This window comes from Micromonospora sp. NPDC049523, assembly GCF_040676775.1.
In the GTDB taxonomy this organism is placed as follows: Bacteria; Actinomycetota; Actinomycetes; order Mycobacteriales; family Micromonosporaceae; genus Micromonospora_G.
Genome location: NZ_JBFAPP010000010.1, coordinates 187,380 through 208,661 on the forward strand (window position 1 = coordinate 187,380; position 21,282 = coordinate 208,661).

General features: G+C 68.9%; 18 protein-coding genes. 9 read left to right on the forward strand and 9 right to left on the reverse strand.

What is annotated here, in order from left to right; all coding sequences use genetic code 11:
* Positions 1 to 22 precede the first annotated feature (22 nt).
* The 3 genes from AB0J90_RS18095 to AB0J90_RS18105 are packed head-to-tail and all read right to left on the reverse strand — an operon-like array spanning position 23 to position 2,822.
* Positions 23 to 1,144 (reverse strand): ABC transporter substrate-binding protein, encoded by a 1,122-nt coding sequence (locus AB0J90_RS18095; RefSeq protein WP_363597161.1) that lies wholly within the window; start codon positions 1,142 to 1,144, stop codon positions 23 to 25.
* Positions 1,141 to 1,998 carry an ABC transporter permease gene (locus AB0J90_RS18100; protein ID WP_363597163.1) on the reverse strand — a complete coding sequence of 286 codons (858 nt, stop codon included), beginning with the start codon at positions 1,996 to 1,998 and terminating at the stop codon, positions 1,141 to 1,143. Before AB0J90_RS18100 ends, AB0J90_RS18095 begins: the two co-directional genes overlap by 4 nt.
* Positions 1,999 to 2,000: 2 nt before the next feature.
* On the reverse strand, positions 2,001 to 2,822 hold the full coding sequence (locus tag AB0J90_RS18105; RefSeq protein ID WP_363597347.1) for an ABC transporter ATP-binding protein: 822 nt from the start codon (positions 2,820 to 2,822) through the stop codon (positions 2,001 to 2,003).
* A gap of 438 nt (positions 2,823 to 3,260) precedes the next feature.
* Here AB0J90_RS18105 and AB0J90_RS18110 point away from each other — a divergent pair, with 438 nt between their 5' ends.
* From AB0J90_RS18110 to AB0J90_RS18145, 8 genes are all read left to right on the forward strand, one after another.
* Positions 3,261 to 4,007, forward strand: a complete 747-nt coding sequence (locus AB0J90_RS18110; protein ID WP_363597164.1) for a GntR family transcriptional regulator — start codon at positions 3,261 to 3,263, stop codon at positions 4,005 to 4,007.
* 139 nt (positions 4,008 to 4,146) lie between these two features.
* On the forward strand, positions 4,147 to 5,334 hold the full coding sequence (locus AB0J90_RS18115; protein WP_363597165.1) for a CaiB/BaiF CoA-transferase family protein: 1,188 nt from the start codon (positions 4,147 to 4,149) through the stop codon (positions 5,332 to 5,334).
* A gap of 71 nt (positions 5,335 to 5,405) precedes the next feature.
* Positions 5,406 to 5,972, forward strand: coding sequence for a carboxymuconolactone decarboxylase family protein (locus AB0J90_RS18120; RefSeq protein WP_363597167.1), 567 nt, complete (start codon positions 5,406 to 5,408; stop codon positions 5,970 to 5,972).
* A gap of 5 nt (positions 5,973 to 5,977) precedes the next feature.
* The gene (locus AB0J90_RS18125) at positions 5,978 to 6,850 is read left to right on the forward strand and encodes an amidohydrolase family protein (RefSeq protein ID WP_363597168.1); all 873 of its coding nucleotides are present in this window, start codon (positions 5,978 to 5,980) and stop codon (positions 6,848 to 6,850) included.
* Entirely contained in the window at positions 6,847 to 7,626 is a 780-nt protein-coding gene (locus tag AB0J90_RS18130; protein WP_363597169.1) for an enoyl-CoA hydratase-related protein, read from the forward strand. The genes AB0J90_RS18125 and AB0J90_RS18130 overlap by 4 nt, the downstream gene beginning before the upstream one ends.
* Positions 7,623 to 8,435 carry an enoyl-CoA hydratase-related protein gene (locus AB0J90_RS18135; RefSeq protein WP_363597171.1) on the forward strand — a complete coding sequence of 271 codons (813 nt, stop codon included), beginning with the start codon at positions 7,623 to 7,625 and terminating at the stop codon, positions 8,433 to 8,435. The genes AB0J90_RS18130 and AB0J90_RS18135 overlap by 4 nt, the downstream gene beginning before the upstream one ends.
* A 5-nt stretch (positions 8,436 to 8,440) precedes the next feature.
* Complete coding sequence (locus tag AB0J90_RS18140; protein ID WP_363597173.1) at positions 8,441 to 9,979, forward strand: 3-hydroxyacyl-CoA dehydrogenase; 1,539 nt, start codon at positions 8,441 to 8,443, stop codon at positions 9,977 to 9,979.
* 2 nt (positions 9,980 to 9,981) lie between these two features.
* On the forward strand, positions 9,982 to 10,599 hold the full coding sequence (locus tag AB0J90_RS18145; RefSeq protein ID WP_363597175.1) for a flavin reductase family protein: 618 nt from the start codon (positions 9,982 to 9,984) through the stop codon (positions 10,597 to 10,599).
* A 76-nt stretch (positions 10,600 to 10,675) separates the two neighbouring features.
* On the opposite strand, the gene AB0J90_RS18150 is transcribed toward AB0J90_RS18145, so the two are convergent.
* A complete protein-coding gene (locus AB0J90_RS18150) occupies positions 10,676 to 11,941 on the reverse strand; it encodes a lipase (protein WP_363597177.1) in 1,266 nt (421 codons plus the stop codon).
* A gap of 211 nt (positions 11,942 to 12,152) precedes the next feature.
* Positions 12,153 to 13,022 carry an AraC family transcriptional regulator gene (locus AB0J90_RS18155; protein WP_363597179.1) on the reverse strand — a complete coding sequence of 290 codons (870 nt, stop codon included), beginning with the start codon at positions 13,020 to 13,022 and terminating at the stop codon, positions 12,153 to 12,155.
* A gap of 300 nt (positions 13,023 to 13,322) precedes the next feature.
* On the opposite strand from AB0J90_RS18155, the gene AB0J90_RS18160 reads away from it, so the two are divergent.
* Positions 13,323 to 14,138, forward strand: coding sequence for a phytanoyl-CoA dioxygenase family protein (locus AB0J90_RS18160; protein ID WP_363597181.1), 816 nt, complete (start codon positions 13,323 to 13,325; stop codon positions 14,136 to 14,138).
* Between the two features lie 356 nt (positions 14,139 to 14,494).
* On the opposite strand, the gene AB0J90_RS18165 is transcribed toward AB0J90_RS18160, so the two are convergent.
* From AB0J90_RS18165 to AB0J90_RS18180, 4 genes are all read right to left on the reverse strand, one after another.
* Positions 14,495 to 15,292 (reverse strand): class I SAM-dependent methyltransferase, encoded by a 798-nt coding sequence (locus AB0J90_RS18165; protein WP_363597183.1) that lies wholly within the window; start codon positions 15,290 to 15,292, stop codon positions 14,495 to 14,497.
* 17 nt (positions 15,293 to 15,309) lie between these two features.
* Positions 15,310 to 15,528: a hypothetical protein gene (locus tag AB0J90_RS18170; RefSeq protein WP_363597185.1), complete on the reverse strand. Its 219-nt coding sequence runs from the start codon at positions 15,526 to 15,528 to the stop codon at positions 15,310 to 15,312.
* A gap of 153 nt (positions 15,529 to 15,681) precedes the next feature.
* Entirely contained in the window at positions 15,682 to 17,370 is a 1,689-nt protein-coding gene (locus AB0J90_RS18175; RefSeq protein ID WP_363597187.1) for a hypothetical protein, read from the reverse strand.
* Between the two features lie 124 nt (positions 17,371 to 17,494).
* The gene (locus AB0J90_RS18180; protein WP_363597189.1) at positions 17,495 to 20,638 is read right to left on the reverse strand and encodes an AAA family ATPase; all 3,144 of its coding nucleotides are present in this window, start codon (positions 20,636 to 20,638) and stop codon (positions 17,495 to 17,497) included.
* Positions 20,639 to 21,282: the final 644 nt, after the last annotated feature.

Genomic DNA, 21,282 nt, shown 5'->3' on the forward strand with positions numbered 1-21,282 from the left:
TGCGCGGCCGCCGGAGCGTCCTTCACTGGTTGCTCTTGGCAGCCTGTTGGATGGTGGCGGCGTCGAAGTCGTTGTAGGCGGCGACGTCGTCGTTCGTGTAGACGTCGGAGGCGTTGAGCTTCGACTTGGTGATCCCGTTCTCCTGGGCGAAGTCGAGCCAGTGCTGTACGGCCGCCTCGTCGTACTGTCCCCAGATCTTCTTGGCGGTGACGTCGTCGACGTTGACCGCGCTGTCCATCCGGGCCTTGAAGATGGCCAGCGCACCGGCCATGGCGGCGTCGTCGTCGCCGGTCTTGCTCGCGGGGTAGCGCTTCCACATCATCTGGATGGCGGCCTCCGGGTTCGCCAGGGCCCAGACGGATGCTTCGGTCCACGCCTTGCCGAATCCCTTGACCGCGGCGCTGTTGCTCTTCATGAAGGCCGAACTGGCGACGAAGGTCGTCGCGAACAGGTCCTCGACGCCTTCCGGGTTGATGAGGCGGATCTTGGCACCCGAGGAGATCTGCGCGGATGACTGCGCGTCGTACTGCACGACGGTGTCGACGCGACCGCGTTGGAGTGCGTCCAGTGCGGGGGCGCCGAGCCCGACCTCGACGATCTTGTCCTGGCTCACGTCGATGCCGGCCTGCTTGAGGGATGCCTTGGCCAGGGTCGTCGTGCCGGCGGAGCGTGACTGGACGCCGATGGTCTTTCCGGCCAGATCCGCGACCGTCTTGATCGGGCTGTCCTGGAGCACGGTGAACGCGGCGACCGGACGGCGGGTCCAGTTGTACATCAGCTTCACGTCCTGCCCCAGGTCCATCGCGGCGAAGGCGACGTCCGGTGTGGGCGTACCGATGTCGACCTTGCCGGAGGCCATCGACTGGAGCACGGTGCCGCTGTCCTTGAGGAAGATGTCGTCGACCTCGACACCCTCGTCGGCGAAGAAGCCCTTCTCCTTACCGACCGCCAGGGCGACGAAGTTCGCGGTCATGGTCGGCGTGGAGATTCCGAACGTGATGGTGTTCAGGGGTTTGCCATCCGCGGTGGTCGCGCCTGCGCCGCCGCAGCCGGCCACGGTCGCGACGAGGGCGCTGGCGAGCGCGGCGATCCCGACGACCCGGAACCGTCGAGGCAGCCGGTCGTGCCGGACGATGTTGCTCAAAGTTCCACTCCTTGGGACGAGGCGCTCCAGGCGAGGGCCCAGCGACGGACGAGTCGGATCGCCAGGTTCATCAGAAGGCCGATGGCGGACAGGATGATGAGGACCGCGAAGACCCCCGCGGTGTCGTACGTGTTCTGCTGCTGCTGGAGCACGATGCCGAGGCCCTCGCGCGCGGAGACGAACTCGGCGACGATCGCACCGAGGAGGGCGAGTACGGCCGCGACCTCGAGCCCCGCGAAGATTCCGGGCAGGGCCCAGGGGAAGAGGAGCTGACGCCAGGACTGCCAGCGGGTCGCCACGAGCGAGCGGAAGAGGTCGACCTTGTCCTGGTCGATGCTCATGACCCCGCTCATCGTGTTGACCAGGATCGGGAAGAACGCGAGCATGACGACGACGAGCACCTTGGGTGCCAGGCCGAACCCGAACCAGACCACGAACAGGGGCGCGACGGCGACCTTGGGCAGAGCCTGCAGCGCCACCAGGTACGGGTAGAGAGCGCGCCGTGCCCCGGCGAACGTGCCGAGGAGAAATCCGATCAGGACGCCGAGGACGAGACCGATCGCCAGCCCGATGAGCGCCTCGTAGGTGGTCACCCACGCGTTGGACAGGTAGAGCTGGAGCGTCTCCGGCGTGGTGAGGCGTTCGATCACCGCCGACAGGGTCGGGAAGATGAACGACTGGGTGCCGGTGAGTCCCGGCAGGAACTGCCAGGCGACCAGGATGACGGCGAGCAGGACGATGCTCGGCAGCCAGCGCATCGTCGTACGGGCTCGGGACGGTCGGCGCGGTGCGGCTGGCGCGTCCCCCGCCTGGGGCAGGCCGACCGGGTCGGCTGCGGAGGTTGAAGTGGTCATGCTCAGTGCCTCGCGAAGTGGGAGCGGATGCGGGCGGACGTCTCGCTGAACTGGGGTGAGTCGATGAGTTCGCCGTGACGTTCGGCGGGGAGCGGCACGTCGACGATGTCGACGATGCGCCCGGGCCGCGGTGACATGACGACCACACGCTGTGACAGCATGACCGCCTCGGAGATGCTGTGTGTGATGAGCACCGTCGTGATCGGCGTGGACGACCACAGCCGGTGCAGGTCGAGGTTCATCTGGTCGCGGGTCATCGCGTCGAGGGCGCCGAACGGTTCGTCGAGCAACAGCACGTTCGGGGCCGCGATGAGGGCGCGGCAGAGTGCGACCCGCTGTTGCATGCCGCCCGAGAGTTCGCGCGGAAGGCGGTCGCCGAAGTCGTCGAGTCCGACCTGGGCGAGCAGTTGGCGTGCCCGGTCCCGCTCGGGGGCGCCGATGCGTCCGCGCAGCTTGAGCGGAAGCAGGATGTTGTCCAGGACGCGCAGCCAGGGCAGCAGGGTCGGCGACTGGAACATGAGCGAGACGGAGCGGTCCGGAGCCGTCACGACGCGCTCGCCGATCCGGACCTCGCCGTTCGACGGCGGGGTCAGGCCGGCGAGGATGCGCAGCAGAGTCGTCTTGCCGCATCCGCTCGCGCCCACGATGGACACGAATTCGCCCGCGCCGACGGTGAGTTCCACCCGTTCGAGCGCGGTGGTCTCGGGTCGTCCGGGTGTGCTGAAGGTCTTGCGCACGCCATCGACGGTGATCGGTTCGGCCGCCGTCATAAGGTCTGCTCGCCTCTCGGGGAGGGGGCTGCGCACCGGAACTTGGGAGAGCATGGCGTCCACCGCTTTCGGTCGTCGAGTACCATCCGCTTGTTACCGCCCTATAAACTGGACTTATGATTTTTACGGCAAGTTACCGGAGGTGACGGGTGCTGTCAACGGGTTCCAGCCAGGCCTTGCGCAAGATCGTCAAGCCATGATCTTGAGCGCGGCGAGGGGGTCGGGCGCCGTCGCGGAACGGGCCGACGACCCCGGTACGGGCGCTGTGGCGCATCGCGGCGAGCGGGCGGCACGGCCATGTGCGGGCGGCCGTCACCGGGGTGCGCGAAACAGGCGGACGCTGCCGTCGGAGGCGGACTTCGCGGTGCTTTTCGCCCCCGCGATTGAGCGCCACGATCAGGGATCGCGCTTGATAGGGTGCATCTTCCCGGCGGCCCGGACCCCTGAGGGCGGGGAGTCGTCCGTTATTGAAGCCGGGCGAGGAGCCAGATCATGACGCGGACGACCAAGGGATCGCGGGTCGATTTCAGCCGCAGCGCCGTCGCGCGGTACATCCAGCTGAGCACGCTGTTCCGTGGGCGCATCGACTCGGGCGAGTGGGCGATCGGGCAGCAGATCCCCACCGTCGACCAACTCGCCACCGAGTTCTCGGTCGCACGGGCGACCGTACGGCAGGCGCTCGACGTACTCGAGGACGACGGCGTCATCGAGCGCTTCCGGGCGAAGGGCACCTTCGTCACCGGACGGACTCCGCAGGCGCTCTGGCACGAGATCCCGACCGACTGGTCGGGCCTGCTGCTGGCTCCGGAAGAGGCGAGCATCGAGATCCTCGGCATCGACAACGGGATGCAGCCGCCGCGACTGCACCACGAGATCGGGCGTCTCGCCCCGAGCTACCGCCGCTTCAGCCGCCGCCACTCACGCCATCAGCAGGTCTACTACAAGGGGGACGCCTACGTCGACGAGCGCCTGGCCGACCGCATCTCGAACGAGGCGCTTGCCACGAAGACCACGCTGCGCATGCTCAAGGACCTTGACGGCCTCAAGATCGCCGAGGTCCACCAGACCCTCACGGTCGGCATGGCCGACGTGCTGCTCGCGCACACGTTCGACATCCCGCTCAACGCTCCCGTCGTCTATATCGGGCGGACGGCGGTGGATGACACCGGGACGGTCATCTTCGTCGGCGACGGCGTCTACCGGGGGGACGTCATCCGCCTCGACGTGAAGGTCACCTGAGCTCGCTTGACCGGCTTTCGACGGCGCTGCTAGCGTAAGGCCATAAAACCGGTTCTATGGTCTATAGCCTGAGCCGGTGGGTCGGACGAAGAAAGCAGGGTGAGCGGCCGATGCTTGCCATGATCGCCGTAGAGACGCGATGAGCGGCCCGCTCGAGGGCGTCCGGGTCCTCGACCTCAGCCGTATCATGGCCGGCCCCTGGGCCGGGCAACAGCTTGCCGACCTCGGCGCCAACGTGATCAAGGTGGAACGCCCACTGGTGGGCGACGACACCCGGAGCTGGGGACCGCCGTATCTCGCGGACCAGGAGGGGCGCCCGACCGCCGAATCCGCCTACTACCTCTCGGTCAACCGAGGTAAACGATCCGTCGCGGTCGACCTCGCGTCACCGCAGGGGCAGCGGGTGGTGCGCGCCCTCGCCGCACACTCCGACATCGTGCTCGAGAACTTCAAGGTCGGAACCCTCGCCCGGTACGGCCTCGACTACGAGGCCCTCGCGGCGGTCAATCCCGCGCTCATCTACTGCTCGATCACCGGCTTCGGTCAAACCGGGCCACGGCGTGACCAGGCCGCCTACGACTTCATGATCCAGGCCATGGGCGGGATCATGAGCGTCACCGGTCCGCCCGACGGCATCCCGGGCGGCGGTCCGCAGAAGGTCGGAGTGCCGATCGTCGACCTGATGACCGGTATGTACGCCGCCGTCGCCGTCCTCGCGGCGCTGGAGCGCCGACGTCGTACCGGCGAGGGCGAGTACATCGATCTCGCGATGCTCGACGTACAGCTCTCGTTCCTCGCGAATCAGGCGATGAACTACCTCGTCACGGGCCGCGAACCGGTACGGCGGGGCAACCGCCACCCGAACATCCAGCCGCAGAACGTCTACCGGTGCGCCGACGGGCACCTAGCGGTCGCCGTCGGCAACGACGGCCAGTTCGCCAAGTTCGCCACCGTCCTCGGGTGTCCGGAGTGGGCGTCCGACGAGCGGTTCGTGACCAACGCGGGACGGGTGGTCGCCATCGACGAACTCGAAGGGCTCATCGCCGACGTCCTGCTCACCCGGACCGTGGCCGAATGGGTCGGTGCGCTCGAGCGGGCCGGGGTGCCGTGCGGCCCGATCAACTCGGTCGGTGCGGCGCTCGACGACGTACACGCACGGGAGCGCGGCAGCATCGTCAACGTGCCGCATCCCCTCGCCGGGACGGTGCCCCAGGTACGCAGTCCCTACGTCTTCCGCAACGCGTCGGTACGGATCGAGCGTCACCCACCCCTGCTCGGCGAGCACACCGCCGAAGTGCTTGCCGAGTTCGGCATCGAGGAGCGCTGAGACGTATGCGAATCCCGCTCTTCCCGACCGAAACGATGACGGGCAGTCAGCAACGCGTCTACCACAGCATCGTGAGCGGCCCTCGCGGTCGGCTCGTCGGCCCGTTGCGGGTCGCCCTGCACCGGCCCGAGCTCGCTGACGCCTGGCAGACTTTCGGGCGTCTCCTCCGATTCGAGACGAGTCTGCCCCACCACCTCAACGAGCTCGCGATCCTGGTCACCGCGCGGCGCTGGAACGCCCAGGTCGAATGGCACATCCACGCCCCGGCGGCGATCGCCGCCGGGCTCGATCCCGACGTCGTCGAGGCGATCCGGATCGGACGACCACCCGAATTCACGGATCCGGACTGCGCCGACGTGTACGAGTTCGCCCGCCAGCTGCAGCAGACCGGCGACGTTCCCGACGAGTTGTACGCGGCGCTGTCGCAGCGTTGGGGATCGGTTGGCATGGTCGACCTCTCGACCGTCATCGGCTACTACACGCTCGTCTCGATGACGCTCAACGTGCACGAGGTGCCGCTGCCCGACGACGCCGCCCCTCCCCTGCCGGCGCTCGCGTCGGCCGTGGACGGACTGACCACCCTGCCGTCCGGTCACCGTCCGATGCCGGCGGACACGGATCCGGTGGGGCCACGGTGAGCCAGTTGCCGCCCCGACCTCTGCCACGGGCGCCGAGGCTGGTGCCACCAGCGGGTTCCACCGACAGCCACGCGCATGCCTTCGGTCCCTTCGCCGCCTACCCACCCGGCCCCTCCAGCTATCCGGTGCCGGAGTCGCCGAGCACCCATTTCCTCGCGATGCTCGACGCGGTCGGCCTGAGTCGCGGAGTGCTCGTGCAACCCGGCCCGTACGCCCAGGACCACGCCGTACTCGTGGCGGGCCTGCGCGCGGCGGGCGGGCGGCTGGCCGGCATCGGCGTGGCCGGCCCACGGATTCCCGACGCCGACCTGGACCGACTCCACGAGGCGGGGGTCCGCGGGCTCCGGTTCATCGAGCCGCGTTCCGCCTCGACCCCCGTCGCGCCGGGCAGCGTCGGTGCGCAGGCGCTCGAAGCGCTCGCGCCAAGGCTCGCCGAGCGCGGTTGGCACGCGCAGCTGTGGGCGAACACGGCGGACTGCGTACGGTGGGGTGGATTTCTCGCCGAGCGCGGCGTACCCGTCGTCTTCGACCACCTGGCCCAGCCCGACGTCCGGTCGGGCGTCGACGCGCCCGCCTTCCGCGAGGTGTGCGCGCTCGTCGCGGCCGGCGTCGCCTGGGTGAAGGTCTCGGTGTGTCGGGTCGGCACGCCCGGCAACGCCTTCGCCGAGGCGCGACCGTTCCACGAGGCGCTGCTCGAAGCGAATCCCGAACAACTCCTGTGGGCGTCGGACTGGCCGTACGTCCGCATGGACCCCGTCCCCGACGTCGGGGAACTACTCGATCTCTTCCGTACCTGGACGCCGCTGCCCGAGTGGAAACGAATCCTCGTGCACAACCCGGCCCGACTGTACGGATTTCCCGGAATAGAGGCGGCATGAGCGAGGACAGCAGCGAACACATCCGGGTCGAACGGGAAGGAGCCGTGGCACGGGTGGTGATCGATCGGGCACCCGTCAACGCGATCACCCTCGACGACTACCGCGCGCTCGCCGACGTCTTCGCCGCGATCTCGGGTGCGACGGACGTGCACTGTGTCGTGCTCACCGCCGCGGGCGGGCGGGCGTTCTGCGCGGGCCTCGACCTGCGTGAGTTCCTCGCGAGCACGCCGGAGCAGGATCCGGCGCGGGCACTGGTGGTCCGCTCCGCGTTCGAGAGTGTCCGGACCTGTGCGGTGCCCGTCATCGCGGCGATCAACGGGCCGGCGCTCGGCGCCGGAGCCGTACTCGCGTCCGTCTGCGACATCCGGATCGCCGCGTCGTCCGCCACCATCGGCCTGCCCGAGATCAACGTCGGACGCTGTGGCGGGGGCGCCTACCTCGGCCGACTCATCCCACAGGGCGCACTGCGCCGCATGTTCTTCACCGGCCAACCGATCAGCGCCCAGGAGGCGTACCGGATCGGGCTCGTCGACGAGGTCGTGGACGCCGCCGAACTGCCGGCCGCCGCCGCCCGGCTCGCCGCGACGATCGCGGCCAAGAGCCCGGTCGGCCTCCGCTACGGCAAGAGCGCGCTGAACGAAATCGAAGGACTCCCGGTCGAGCGGGGTTACCCGGTCGAGCAGGGCTACAGCACCCGGCTCATGGCCACCGACGACGCCCGCGAGGCGGCGCAGGCGGTGCTGGAGAAGCGCGCCCCCGTGTGGCGTGGGCGATGAGCGAAGCTCGGGGCAGTGGCTCCCGGGTCGAGCCCGATGCCCCCGCGCGGGTGCGGATCGAGGACCACGGCGCCGTACGCGTCGTCGCGGTCGACCGCCCGGCCCGCAGAAACGCCCTCGACCTCGCGACGAAGACCGCCCTGATCTCGGCGCTGCGCGCCGCCGAGGCCGACGGGACGGTGGGGGCGGTCGTCCTCACCGGGTCGGACCGCTACTTCGTCGCCGGTACGGACATCGAGGAGCTGGCGCGGCTCACCCCCGCCGACCACCTGCGACTGCGTACGGGCGAGGTCTTCGACGTCGTCGAACGGCTCAGCAAACCGACCATCGCCGCAGTCGAGGGCTTCGCGCTCGGCGGAGGATGTGAACTCGCGATCGCCTGCGACCTCGTGGTCGCGGGCGAGTCGGCGCGGTTCGGTCAACCCGAGATCCGGGTCGGTCTCGTGCCGGGTGCGGGAGGACTCAGCCGACTCGTACGCGCCGCCGGTCGACACCGTGCGCTGCGATTCGTGCTCACCGGCGACCAGATCGGGGCATCCGAGGCCGGTGAGCTCGGGATCGTGAGCGAGGTCGTGCCGGACGGCACCGCCCGTACCCACGCCATCGAACTGGCCGAGCGGCTGCTGGCCTTCTCCCCGCTGTCGGTCACGCTCATCCGCCAGATCGCCCGCGCAGCCGAGAACGAGCCGCTCACGGGCGCGATCGAATTGGAGCGACGGTCGTTCCAGACGATGTTCGGTACGCGGGACCACGACGAAGGACTCCGGGCCTTCCTGGAGCACCGCGACCCGCAGTTCACCGGAGAGTGAGCCCGATGACCGTGCAAGCGACACCACCCCGGGTACGCGTCATCGGCGCCGGCGCGATGGGCGCGGGAATCGCGCAGCTACTCGCGACCAGCGGTGTCGACGTGCAGTTGGCCGACGTCGACGCGGGCGCCCTCGACCGGGGCGCCGAGCGGATCGCCACGCAACTGGACCGGGAGGTCACGCGGGGACGGCTCGACCGGGCGGCGGCCGTCTCGGCCCTGACCCGTATCGCCCCGATCGCGAGCCCGACGAGTGCCGAGCCGTGCGACGTCGTCATCGAAGCCGTCGTGGAGGACCTCAAGATCAAGCAGGACCTGTTCCGTGGGCTGGAGGCCGTCGTCGGGCCACGTACGGTGCTCGCCACAAACACGAGTTCGCTCTCGGTCACCGCGATCGCGTCCGTGCTCGACCGGCCGGAGCGCGCGGTGGGCCTGCACTTCTTCAACCCGGTGCCACGGATGCGCCTGGTCGAGATCGTCCCGGGCGTCCGTACCGCGCCGTCCGTCGTCGACCTCGCCGAGGAACTCGTCCGGCGCACAGGGCACGTCCCCGTACGGACGGCCGACACGCCCGGCTTCCTCGTCAATCACGCCGGACGGGGACTCGTCACCGAGGCGCTCCAGATCCTGGACGAGCAGATCGCGGGGCCGGTCGAGATCGACGCGATCGCGCGCGACGTACTCGGTCTCCGGATGGGGCCGTTCGAGCTTCTCGACCTCACCGGTCTTGACGTCTCGGTCCCGGTACTCGAGTCGATCTGGGCGGGCTTCTACGCGGAGCCGCGACTACGACCCTCGGCCTCCCTACGCGGCCGACTCCTCGGTGGGCTCCTCGGCCGCAAGACCGGGGAAGGCTTCTACCGCTACGAAGACGGCAAGAAGATCGTCCCCGCATCCGCGACGGTCGGAGCGGTCCCGCTCGACCGCCCCATCTGGACCGACGACTCGGATCTCGCCGCTCTGCTCGACGCGTCCGGCGTGGAACGCGACCGGGGCGGTGAGCCCGGTGACCGTGCCGTCGTCCTCGTCAGCTCCGACGGCGCAAGTGTGATCACCGAGGCGAACCGACGAGGGCTTCCCGTCCGGCGGGCGTGTGGGGTGGAGTCGATCGGCGACCGTACGACCCGCCTGGTACTCGCGGTGCACCCGGGACTCGATCCGGAGGTAGGCCGCGTTGCGCGCGCCGCTCTCGAACGTACCGGCCGCGCGGTGTCCGTCGTCCGCGACGGGCCGGCGGGCGTCGCCCAGCGCCTGCTCGCCTCCGTCGTCAACGTCGCCGCGGGAATCGCGCAGGCACGGCTCGCGACTCCGGACGACATCGACACCGCCGTACGCCTCGCGCTCGGTTACCCGACCGGACCGCTGGCCTGGGGTGATCGTGTCGGTGCCGACCGGATCCTGGCGGTGCTCGGCGGACTGCTCGAGCAGACGGGTGACCCTCGGTACCGACCGAGCAGCTGGATCGTCGAACGTGTCGCGCTCGGCCTCGCACTCGTCGACTCCGGGACGACGCCGGAGGATATCGTCACACCGAGCGAGGAGTGAGCGTGGAAATCGACTGCGCGGGGCTGGACGCCGGGGAGCGCTACAAGCTGATGACCGGCATCGTCGTGCCACGTCCGATCGCCTGGATCACCTCGCGTTCGCGATCGGGCGTGCTCAATCTCGCGCCGTTCAGCCAGTTCACCATCGTCTCCTATACACCGCTCATGGTCGGCATCTCGATCGGGCACCGTGAGGGCCTGCCGAAGGACACCCGGCGCAACGTCGAGGAGACCGGTGAGTTCGTGGTCAACGTCCCGACCTTCGCCATGATGCAGCTCGTCCATCACTCGTCGGCCGACTACGGCCCGGAGGACAGCGAGGTGGACCTCCTGGGCGTGGAACTCGTACCCTCGATCGCGGTCGGCGTACCAGGGGTGGCGCAAGTGCCGATCCGGATGGAATGCCGCTGGCATTCGACCACTCCCTTCGGCACCGGTGGGTCGGGCTTCGTCGCGGGCGAGGTCGTCCACGTCCACGTCGCCGACGACGCGATCGACGGTGTCAAGGTCGACACTCGTACCATCGACCCGCTCATGCGCCTCGGCGGTCCGAGTTACGCGCGCATCGCGGATGCCACCACCCTGCCGCCGGCCGGTCGGGTCGGTTTGCCTTGGCGATGACATCCGCTCGCCGGCCGTGTCATCCCCGACGCAGACGGCACCAAGGCGCGGTTAGCTGACAGGCGTACGGGCGGGCTCAGCGGACGAAGGCCACGTCGGGGTGGGCCGGCGAGGGGTGGTCGAGCAGCGGCTGGGGGCGTTGCCGCAGGTGGGCGTCGAAGAACGCCGGCACGTACGTCCGCAGCGACGCGGTGATCCGGGCCGGGTCGACCGTGCCGATGCTGCTGGTGACCAGGCCGGCCGGCAGATCGAAGGCCGCGTCGAGTTGGGGCAGCAGCACCGGGTAGTCGGTGAAGGTGAAGTGCTCGCCCTGGGCGACATACAGGTCGCGTTGCCAGCCGGTGGAGTTCGCCCAGAACGACGCCCAGTCCGACGCGCCGAGGTGGTTGTGCGGTTGGCCGGAGCTGAGCCCGGCGCCCATCAGCATGAACGGCCGGTCCAGTCCGCGCCGGGTCACCTCGCCGAAGTCGTTGGCGGAGAAGCTGTAGGCCATGCTGCCGTCCATGTCGATCCCCGCGTCGATCCGGCGGTCGACCAGCATCGCCTCGGCCGCGGTGAAGCCACCGGCGGAGTGACCGAACATGCCCACCCGGGACAGGTCGAGCGACCGGGTCAGCCCGGATGGCAGGCGGCGGGCGTCCGCGTCGGGGTTGCGGCCGGCGTCGAGATCGGCGAGCCGGTCGAGCACGAACCGGGTGTCCTGGACCCGGGTACGCAGCAGCACGTGGTTGAGGGCGGTCGGGTCGCCTTCGGGAAGCTGCTGCACCTCGACCCGGCCGCCGGGGAACTCGACCTCGGGTGTCTCGTAGGTGTGGTCGATGGTGACGACCACGTACCCGCGGCTGGCCAACTCCTCGACCAGCACGGTGCCCAACGCGCGGTGTACGCCCCCGCCCGGGGAGTACAGGACGACCGGGTGCCCGCCCGGTCGGTGCAGGACCGGGGCGCCGGATCGGCCATGGGTGCTGATCGTGGCCCAGTCGACCTGACCGGCGGGGAGGCCGAGTTGGGCGTCGTTGCGTTGCGCCAACAGGGAAGCGATGGCCGGGCGTAGGTAGGGCGCGAGTGGCCGGTCGCCGGAACGGGCGGCGGGGTACCAGAGGCTGACCATCAGCTCCCGCAGTCGACCGTCGACCCACGGGTCGGCGCGGTGCCGGTCCACCAGGTGCAGTTCGGTGGTGCCGACCGCGTACGGGCCGGTGGGCGCCGGCAGACTCATCCGCAGCGGGGCAGTCGGTCCGGGGGGTGTGGCGAAAACGGCCGGCGTCGGTCCGGCGACGGCCGACATCGCCACGGCTACCGCGAGTCCGCGCAGCAGCCCGCGTCGGGTGTGGATTCTCATGTCCCGCAGCCTGCCGGCGAGTACGGGAGCTGGCATCTGCCGAAAGACTCGGGGCCGTACCGACGAAGGTAGGGGGAGACGGGTCCGGACCCGTCGCGATGGACGGGTACGGACTCCGGTCGGGGTGCGTTTGCCCCTAGCCGCCGATCATGCGGCGCAGGACGTACTGCAGGACGCCTTCACCGTGCGCGGAAAGCGTCTCGGCGGGTCGTTACGCTGGTTCGACGGGGAGCCAGAGTTCACAGGTCGCGGTGCTGAAATCATCCGTGGACCTGAGCGCCGCGACGATCTCCGGACCTGGCCGCAGCCGCCACGGGTTGGAGGGGAACCACTCGGTCGCGGCCGTGGCCCACGTCTTCTGCAGGGTCTGCGGATGCGGCCCTGCGATCCGGAAGATCAGCCACCTGCCGGCTGGGACCTCGATGATGTCGAGGCCGTCGGGGACAGACGTATCCGGGGACACGGCGACGCCGTGTAGGTAGGTCAGCTTGCTGCCCTCGGCGCGGTCGAGGTCGAGGTCGTCGCTGACCGCGAGCAGGCCGCTCGGCTCCGTGTTGCCGAGGGCCTTCAAACGCAGGTGCTCCCCTGTCGGCAGTGCGGCGATGTGCTGCTGGATATGCGGGTTGACGCCTTGGTGGATCAGTGGAACGCGGGCCGCGTGACCCACGAGCCGGAACCCGGGGTGGTCGACGATGTGGGTGTCCATGCGGTCGCTCCCTTCGACGGTCAGGCGGAACCTGAGGTGTGGTTGTGTACGGAGGGGGCCTCCGTCGCGGCGCACGTCTCCAGGGCCCGCGCCGTGGACCGCCCGGAATGCTCGCCCGAAGGCCTCGGCCGAGCCGTATCCGTGCCGGATGGCGATTTTCAGCAGGTCCTGCTCACCTCGGACGACGTCGGCGGCGGCGACGGTCATCCGGCGGCGGCGCACGTACTCCGACAGCGGCATGCCGGCCAATGAGGAGAACATCCGGCGGAGGTGGTATTCGGTCGTGCCGAGCGTCCTGGCCACGTTCTTGACGTTGAAGTCCCCGGTGAGGCTCTCCTCTACGAGGTCGACAAGCCGGTTGAGTATCGAGATCATGAAGCCTCCTTCTGACGTCGACCTTGGCCGAAGGCGTACCGGTCACGCCCGACCGTCGTGGCCCGATCCATCATGTGCTGGCGTCGAGGCGGCCGAGTTCCCGGATGTGGTCGGCGTTCTCGGTGGCGAGGACGGGACGGGGGCGCGGAATGTCCGCCCGTCGCCTGCAACGTGGTGCTGTGGGCACCTGGCGGTCGCCTCCAATCTCCGTCGGGACATAAAAAGGCTCGGTGAACACCCGACAGAAGCGGCGCGGAAAGTGTCGGGTGGTCGGAACCGGTTTCGCCGCAGGATGGTGGCATGGATGACACGACCTTGGTATCCCGCTTCCTTCGCGACGGCTTCGTGAGGTTGGAGGGCGCCGTGGCGCCGCGCGTGGCCGCGGACTGCGCGCGGCTGCTGTGGCGGGAGACGGGCTGCGACCCGGATGATCCAGCGACGTGGACGCAGCCCGTGCACTGGGTGGCCGGGATGGCACAGGGTCCGTTCGCCGCCGCACCCAACTCTCCGTTCCTGCACCACGCGTACGACCTGCTCGTCGGCGCGGGGCGCTGGGAGCCGCGCTACTCACTGGGCACGTTCCCGCTGCGCTTTCCGCACGAGGACGAGCCGGACGACGCGGGCTGGCACATCGAAGGAAGCTATCTGCCGGAGGGCGAGAGCTGGTACTTCACAAACCTGCGCTCCCAGGGCCGGGCGCTACTGATGCTGTTCCTGTTCAGCGAGGTCGGTGAGGAGGACGCCCCGACCCGGATCCGGGTCGGCTCACACCTCGACGTGCCGAAGGTGCTGGAGAAGTACGGTGAGGACGGAGCGAGCGGGCTGACCCTCGCGGCCGATCTGGTGGCCGCGTCCAGCCACCGGCCAACCGCCCTCGCCACCGGGCACCCAGGTGATGTCTTCCTGTGCCATCCATTCCTGGTGCACGCGGCGCAACCGCACCATGGGGTGCGGCCGCGCTTCATGGCCCAACCGCCGCTGATGCCGGCCGCGCCGTACGAACTGGAGCGGGCCGACGGCGCGTACTCACCCGTGGAGATCGCGATCCGTCGAGGCCTGGGACAGGACACCCGGGTCGCAGCGGAACAAGGAAAACCGGATGCCTTCGATGAATGAAGGACCTTGGCAGACGAATCCGCGACCACCGCTCCCACGCGGCTCCCACCGGGACCCCGAAAACGGACATCCAAGAGCACAAGCCTGATGGTCAAGTCGCCCTTCAACAGGTCACGGAGGCGCCCTCAGCAGGATCCGGACCTGCGAGACAGGGTTGACGAAACCTGCGCTTGCCACGACGAGTACGTCGAAAGACGTTGAGACGATCTGCGCAGCGATAGACCGATGGCGGACAAGAGCGCTCGGGTTCGCGAACTGGCGCGGTGGCTCGGACGGTGCGGGGAAGCTGGAGATCCGGCGTACGTTCGCCGTCTGCCCGAGTTGACGGCAGTACGCAGATCGGATGCCGGGCCGAGTCACGGTGTCTTGTGCGCGATGGCGAGCCGGGTCCGGTACTGCTTGGTGATTGCTCCGCTGTAGACGTCGTCGATCAGGTGAGTGATGCACGCGAACAGGCCGCTGCGTGCCTGCGGTGCCATGGCTCGATTGCCGGAGTAGGTCATGAGCAGGTTCAGATACTCGAGGGCCGTGTAGGTCTGTTGCCACTCGTAGCGCCGGAATTCGACCGGCCCGAATCGTGCCGATCGATCGAACTCTGCCGCCTCCTCGGGGGTCTCGTCATCGGTCGTCAGACGCATGCCGGGCGGTGTTGTGGGGTCGAAACGTTCGTAGCACCGTTGTGCATCGGCGAAAAAGTCGTTCGTCCCGCCGGCGATGTGGTGAGTCGAGACGATGCCGAGAGATCCGCCGGGCCGCAGCAGGTCAGCGGCTTTGATCATGCGCACGTCCGGGTCAAGCCAGTGGAACGCGGTCGCGGAGAGAACCGCGTCGAAGGTCCCGTCCGAGGGCTGCCAGTCCTCGAAGGCCGCCGTGACGACGGTGACATTCGGGAATTGTGCGAGGTTGCGTCGGGCGATGGTGGCCATGTCGGGACTGAGATCCATCGCGACGACATGGCATCCCAGTTGTGCCAGGGGCAGGGTCGCTTGGCCGGTGCCGCATCCGATCTCCAGCACCCGAGCGTGTGGACCGAGGTCTGCGAGTGTGGCGAGTTCGCTGAACAGCTGGGGTGGATAGGTCGGACGGCATCGGTCGTAGAGTTCGGCGTCCTGGCCGAATGTGGTGCGCAGTACTTCTCGGTTCGTGTCGGTCATAGTGGCTCATTATCCCTTCAAGTCGCGCGGGCCGGGCTGATGGAGCAGGCCAGGCAGGAGCGGGCGTATCCCGGCGCCCGGACGTGCTCAGGTGGTCTATGCGGGAATCGCCGGATTCCGTCGAGCACCGTCGTGCAGTTGACGGGTTCGGGAGAGTGTCGCAACGGCAGGGCGTTGGCGGGGCCGTCGCTGGCCCGGCGGAAGAGTTCCTGATCGGGGATGGGGTCCTCGGGCACGCGCGGCATTTTCCCAGCGGGCGGCACGGCGAGGCTGGTCCCCTCCGCGGCAACCGTCGCCCCTTCGGGCGTCGACATCGGCTGACACAGCACCGCCGCCCCGACCAAACCGGTCCGGGCGGCGGCTGTGGCTGTGGCTGTGATGTGCGACGGTTACTCGTAGACCAATCCGATGCCCGGGATGCACTTGGGCCTGGTGGGGACCAAAAGGAGCTCGTCGATCCTCATCGGAATGTGCAGCGGTCCGCCCTGGATCTGCACCCCGGCGTAATACTGGGCGAAGGTCGGATAGAAGATGTCACACGGGTCCTTCGGAATGTAGTTGACCGGGATCCAGGTTGAACCCCCGTCACCACCCCCGCCGGGCGAGCCCTGGTCGGAACCGCCCGGAACCGGGTTGCCACCGGTCGGTGACCGCCAGTTCGGGTTGAACCAGAGGTCGTGCTGGATCACGATGCCGGTCGGGGTGATGAATCGGCAGACGCTGTCGATCTCGGTTTCCTCGCACACGTCCGTCGGGTTGGTGGCCGCGTACTGAAGGGCCGCGTTGGCCTCCTCCTCCGACGTGGCCAACGGCTGCGCGTTGACGGTCACCTTGTCGAAGTTCGGCCCGCTCGGGAAGAGTGACGGGAATTTCCCGGCCATGAAGGTCGCGAGCGCCCTGCCGATGGCCACCGAGCCGAGCTCGTTCGGGTGGAAGCTTTCCTGGAACGACTTGAAAAATTGTCCCTGGAAGAAGATGTCGTTGCGGTAGACAAGACCATGGACGTACGAGTTGGGCTGACCGAGTTCGTGTCCGGCGATCACGCTGGTCCCGTTCGGCCCGGCGGTGTTCGGATCGAAGACGTGGACCTTCGTTCCCGGGTACCTGGATTCGAACAGTGCCACCCCGTCCCGGATGGCCTGGTTCACCTTGACCGCGAAGGGATACATCAGGTCCATGCTCCGGCCGGTGACCTCCCGGATGCCGGTGTTGCCCGACTGCTTGACCGCCAGCGGGTAGAGCGCCACCACGATCTCGGCTACCGGATGGGTTTCCCGGACACTGAACAACCCGTCCGCGACCTTGTCCTTGAGGCCGTCGATCCGTGGCTGCAGTCGGCCCATCTCGGCTGCCACCGCCTGCTCCTGGTCCTGCTGCCATGCCTGCACCCGGAAGCCACCGGTTCTCGGGTTCATGTACGCCTCGACCGCCGTGCTGACCAGATCGGCGAAACCGGCGTCGTTTCCGCCGAGCCCGAAGTAGGCGATCTTGGCCATGGTCGGGACGTCCTGGGCCTGGGGCTGGTTACGGATGGCCGAGCAGGTTCGGCATTCCTTCTGCTGCTCGTCAAGGTGATTGATCCACGCCCCGGACGAGGCGTTGAAGAAGAGACGGTCGCGGGTGACAACCGACTGCATCGTCTCCGAGGTGAGATTCATGCTCCGGGACGGATGCCGGCCCATCTCCAGAGCCGCCCAGGCCACGGAGAACGGGGCGAGTCCGGACTGGTGCCGGAAGTCCTCCGTACCGTCGGCCTTCGTCACGTACCTGTGGTTGTGGCTCGCGCCCTCACCGCTGGTGTAGCTGTCGCCGTAGACGACAGCGTCGTACGGCTCCGGTCCGAGGCTGATGCAGGTCGGCGGACACTGCGGCAGGGTCGGTGGCCGCGGGACCCCCGGGTTCGGCGGCAACGGAGCGCCGGGCGGCAGTGGCGAGAGCGACGGAAACGGCGGCCGAGGCGGCAGCGGTATCGGATCGGCGCTGACCATGGCTGCCGGCAGGAGCAGCCCCAGGGTGGCGAACAACGCCGTCAGGACCACGCGGGTCCGGGTACGTCTGGTGACACGAAAGGGCAACATGTGCACATCCCTCGATGATCGTGTGGCTTGCCGCAGCAGCATGCTCCACATCGACCATCGCTAGCATCGGGCGGTTCCCTACCCCACCCCCTACATCAACTCGACGTCCACGCCGTCGGCCCGCTCAGTCGTCCCGGGCCTGCGCGTCCGCGGTCAGGTGCTGGGTGAGCGTGACGCGCGACTGGACGCCGAGCTTCGCGAAGGTACGGGAAAGGTGAGCCTCCACCGTCTTGGGGCTCAGGTGCAGCCGCTCTGCGATCTGCTGATTCGTCAAACCGCTCACCGCGAGGTCGGCGATCTGCCGTTCCCGGCTGGTGAGCGCGGAAACGGGATTGGCCGGTTGCCGCTGCCCCCGGGGCGCTCGGGCGGCCAGTCGACGTTCGTCGCGTGCCAGCGCGGCGGAGAGCCAGGCCGCCCCGGCGGCGACGTACAGGGATTTGGCCCGGCCTATCTCGGTGCGGACCTGCGCGACCGCGCCCTGGGCGGCATACAGTTCGGCGGCGAGTTGCCGTGTGAGCCCCTCCTCGACCGGCGCACCGGCGGCTGCGAAATGGGCGGCGGCCTGTTCCGCGTGGGCGACTGCTTCCCTCGACCGTCCGGAAAGCATGAGCACCTTCGCCTGCGCCCGATGCGCAAAACCCAACTGATGCGGCAGACCCGACGTCATCGCCCGGGAAAGGGCGTGTTCGGCCAGCGGACCGGCTTCGGACCAGGCCCCGGCGGTGGCCGTGGCGGTGGCGGTGGTTGCGGCGGTGGTGGTTGCAGCGGTGGCCATCGCCTGGACAGCCAGACAGTACGTCCTGGTCAGCTCGTCGGCCGGGTCCTCTCCGGCCAGGGCGGCGAGAGCGCGTCTCGGTTGCCCGGCCTCGGCGTACACCAGTGCACGGTCGAGCTGTCCCAGCCCGGACCACCAGCCCGACCGGGGTCGGGTGCCGGAGATCCGTTCGGCCAGTTCCAGGGCGGCCCGTGGCCCGTCCCGCCACAGCAGCGGACGCAGCAACAGGATGCTTGACATGGCCAGGGTCTCCCGACTGTGGATCAGCCGGGACGCCTCGCGGGCCTCCTCGGCGGCGGTCACCGCCTCGACCAGCCGGCCCTGCCGCTCGTTCAACGCGGACACGACGATGAGCAGGTACGGCACGCTGTGGCTCCGCCCGGCACGAGACGCGATGTCCAGCCCGCGGCGCAGGTGTCGCGACGCGTCGTCGTACCGTCGCAGGTGCATTTCGACCCAGGCCAGCGGTGCGATCAGCTCAAGGTGCGGCGCGAGCGCCTCGTCGGTCATCGCGTCCGCCAGCCACGCCGCCCGGTCGGTCTCACCCCGGCTCTCCACCACGTCGCCGTCACGCAGACTGGCCAGCGCGTTGATGGCCCGGGCGGCCGACTCCAGCGCCTCGTCGTCAGTGTCCCTCAGGGAGCGCAGCGCGACGGCGGCCGCGACCCGAGCCCTTCCCGGCTCCCGACCCATCAGCTCGACCGCGGCCAGCCCGACCTGGGTCAGGCTGGTCGACCGGTCGCGCGCGTACGGCCGGGTCAGCTCGGTGGTGACAAGGGCTTTCGCCTCGTCGAAGTCGCCGAGCAGGCGGTAGATCATCGAGGAGAAGCCCACCGCCGCGATCCGCAGCGGTCCCGGTGCCCGCATCACCTCCTGCAGAATTTGCCGGCTGGCCGTCAGATCGCCGGTCACCCCCAGTGCGCGGCCCAGTGCCCATTGCAGTTGGATCCGCCACTCGGCCCGGCCCTGGTCATCCGGTAGCAACCGGATCGCGGTCCGTAGCAGCCGGGCGGCGGTGGACGGCGCGGCGTCCACCGCCGCCGCGGCCGCCGCCTCCAGCGTCCGTACCGCCTGCACGTCGCCGTGTTGCGCCGATCGTGCGGTGTGGTGGGCCAACAGTTGCAACGGGCCGCCCTTGCTGCGCAGGTACTCCGCCGCCCGGTCGTGCGCGCGCGACCGCCAGGCCGCGCCGGCCATCCAGTACGCCGCCGCCCGCACCAGGGGGTGGCGGAACCGGAAAGCGGCGTCGGCCTCGACCACCAGGCCCACACCGACCAGATGGTCGATAGCGTGATCGAAGGCGGACTCGGGTAGTCCGGTGATGGACGCGACGAGGTTCAACGAGATCGGCTCGCCGGCCACCGCCGCCGCGCAGGCCACCTGCCGGACATCCGGCGTCAGGGCGGTCAGTTCGGTGCTGACCGCGTCCAGCAGTGCCCGCTCGGGTGCGCCGGTCGCCACATCCCCGGCTTCCGCGAGGGCGGTGAGCGTCGCCACGCTGGCGTCGGCGAGCACCTGGAGGTAGAGCGGGTTTCCGTGGGTCGTGCGGTACAGCAGTCGTCGTCGGCCACGGTCGGCCTCCGGCAACAGCGCCGCCACGTCGGTCTCACCCAGCGGCGTGAGACTGATGTGAACGGTCGCGTCGCCGAGTTGAGCGACGGCCCGGGCGATGCCCGCCGGCACCTGCGCCGCACGGTACGCGGTGGCGAGCAGCAACGGCGCCCGTGGCGGCCGGCGTAACAGATACTCGGTCAGTTCCACGGACGACTGATCCGCCCAGTGCAGGTCGTCGAGCACGATGGCGACTGGGCCGGCCGCTCCCTGTTCCTCGATGAGCCGACGCGCGCGCTGGAAGAGCCGGTAGCGGTCGAGCCCCGCGCGCCGCGCCTCGGACGGCCCGGTGGCGTCCAGCAGTAACTCGGTCAGCGCACCCTGCTCGTCCCGGCTCGGATGTCCCGGTTGGGGTTCGAACGCGGCGACGTAGATGCCGAACGGTACGTCACGTTCGAACTCGGTCGCTTGACCGTGATAGACGGCGAAGCCACGGGCTCTGGCCAGATCGGCCAGTTCGGCGAGGAGACGGGTCTTTCCCATCCCCGGATCACCACGCACCGCCACGGCCCGTAGCTCTCCGTCCGCCGTGCTTGACACGGCGCTCGCGAGAAGGCTGAGCTCAGCGTCCCGACCGATCAACCTGCCGTGTGTCGCCCCGTCGGCCATTCCGCCCTGAACGTCCAGTCCGGTGAGTGAAGTAGCAGCGGCGCTCAGCCTAGCTGGCCGAGCGCGGACGGGACTAGGCGAGGAGGGAGTGTGACGTGATGGCGTCGCGGACCGGGCGCCCGGTTTGCTCCCGCGCCTGAGAGCACAACCGGAACGGCTCGTTGCCGGTCTTCCGATGCCGCGCCGCTGACCTGCTCGGACCAGGATTTCCGAGACGACGAGCGCGGGTCCGGTCCACCGCACCATAATCCAAACGTCCAAATCTGAGACCATTTGGCGTTGCAGCCGTCGTGAGCGTACCTGCGCATGTGGGGACCACACCCTTCATACACGACCTCACGCTGTTTGGCGCCGAGCCAGCCGTAACGCCGCATGCCGATGTCGGCGGCGTTGCGTTAAGTACCGTATTCGCTAGTCTCGCTAGCGCTCGACAGGCCCTGGTCACTCGCACGAATCGCAGCGACAAGGTCGCCGTGGAGGATGGTTATCCGCCGGTCGAGTTGGCCGCTCGCGATGTTCCAGATGCCCACCGTACCGCCGACTCCGGGGCACCTTCCGTTCATGGACCGAAGGAGCGGGACAAGCCACTAAAGGGCAGGTCAGGCAGCCTCTCCCCCTTGTCGTATTCAGACAAGCAGCGAGCCCGAGGCTCAGGATCGAAGGCCGATGCTGGACGTCTATGGATGTCCAGGTTTCGCCGTGACGGGTCCTACGGATGGCATGGTCGTGACACCACGGCGATGCCACAACGGAACGAAATCCTGTACGCCTGGATCTCAACCTCTACCGACACCAGGCAATCCGCGCCGACCAGTTGGAGCTGTTATGTCAGGAGTCGTTTGTCCTGCCCTCGGAACAAATCTCGGCGGACGTTCGCCACCTGTTGCGAACCTCGGCACCGGAGTGAGCTACGGACC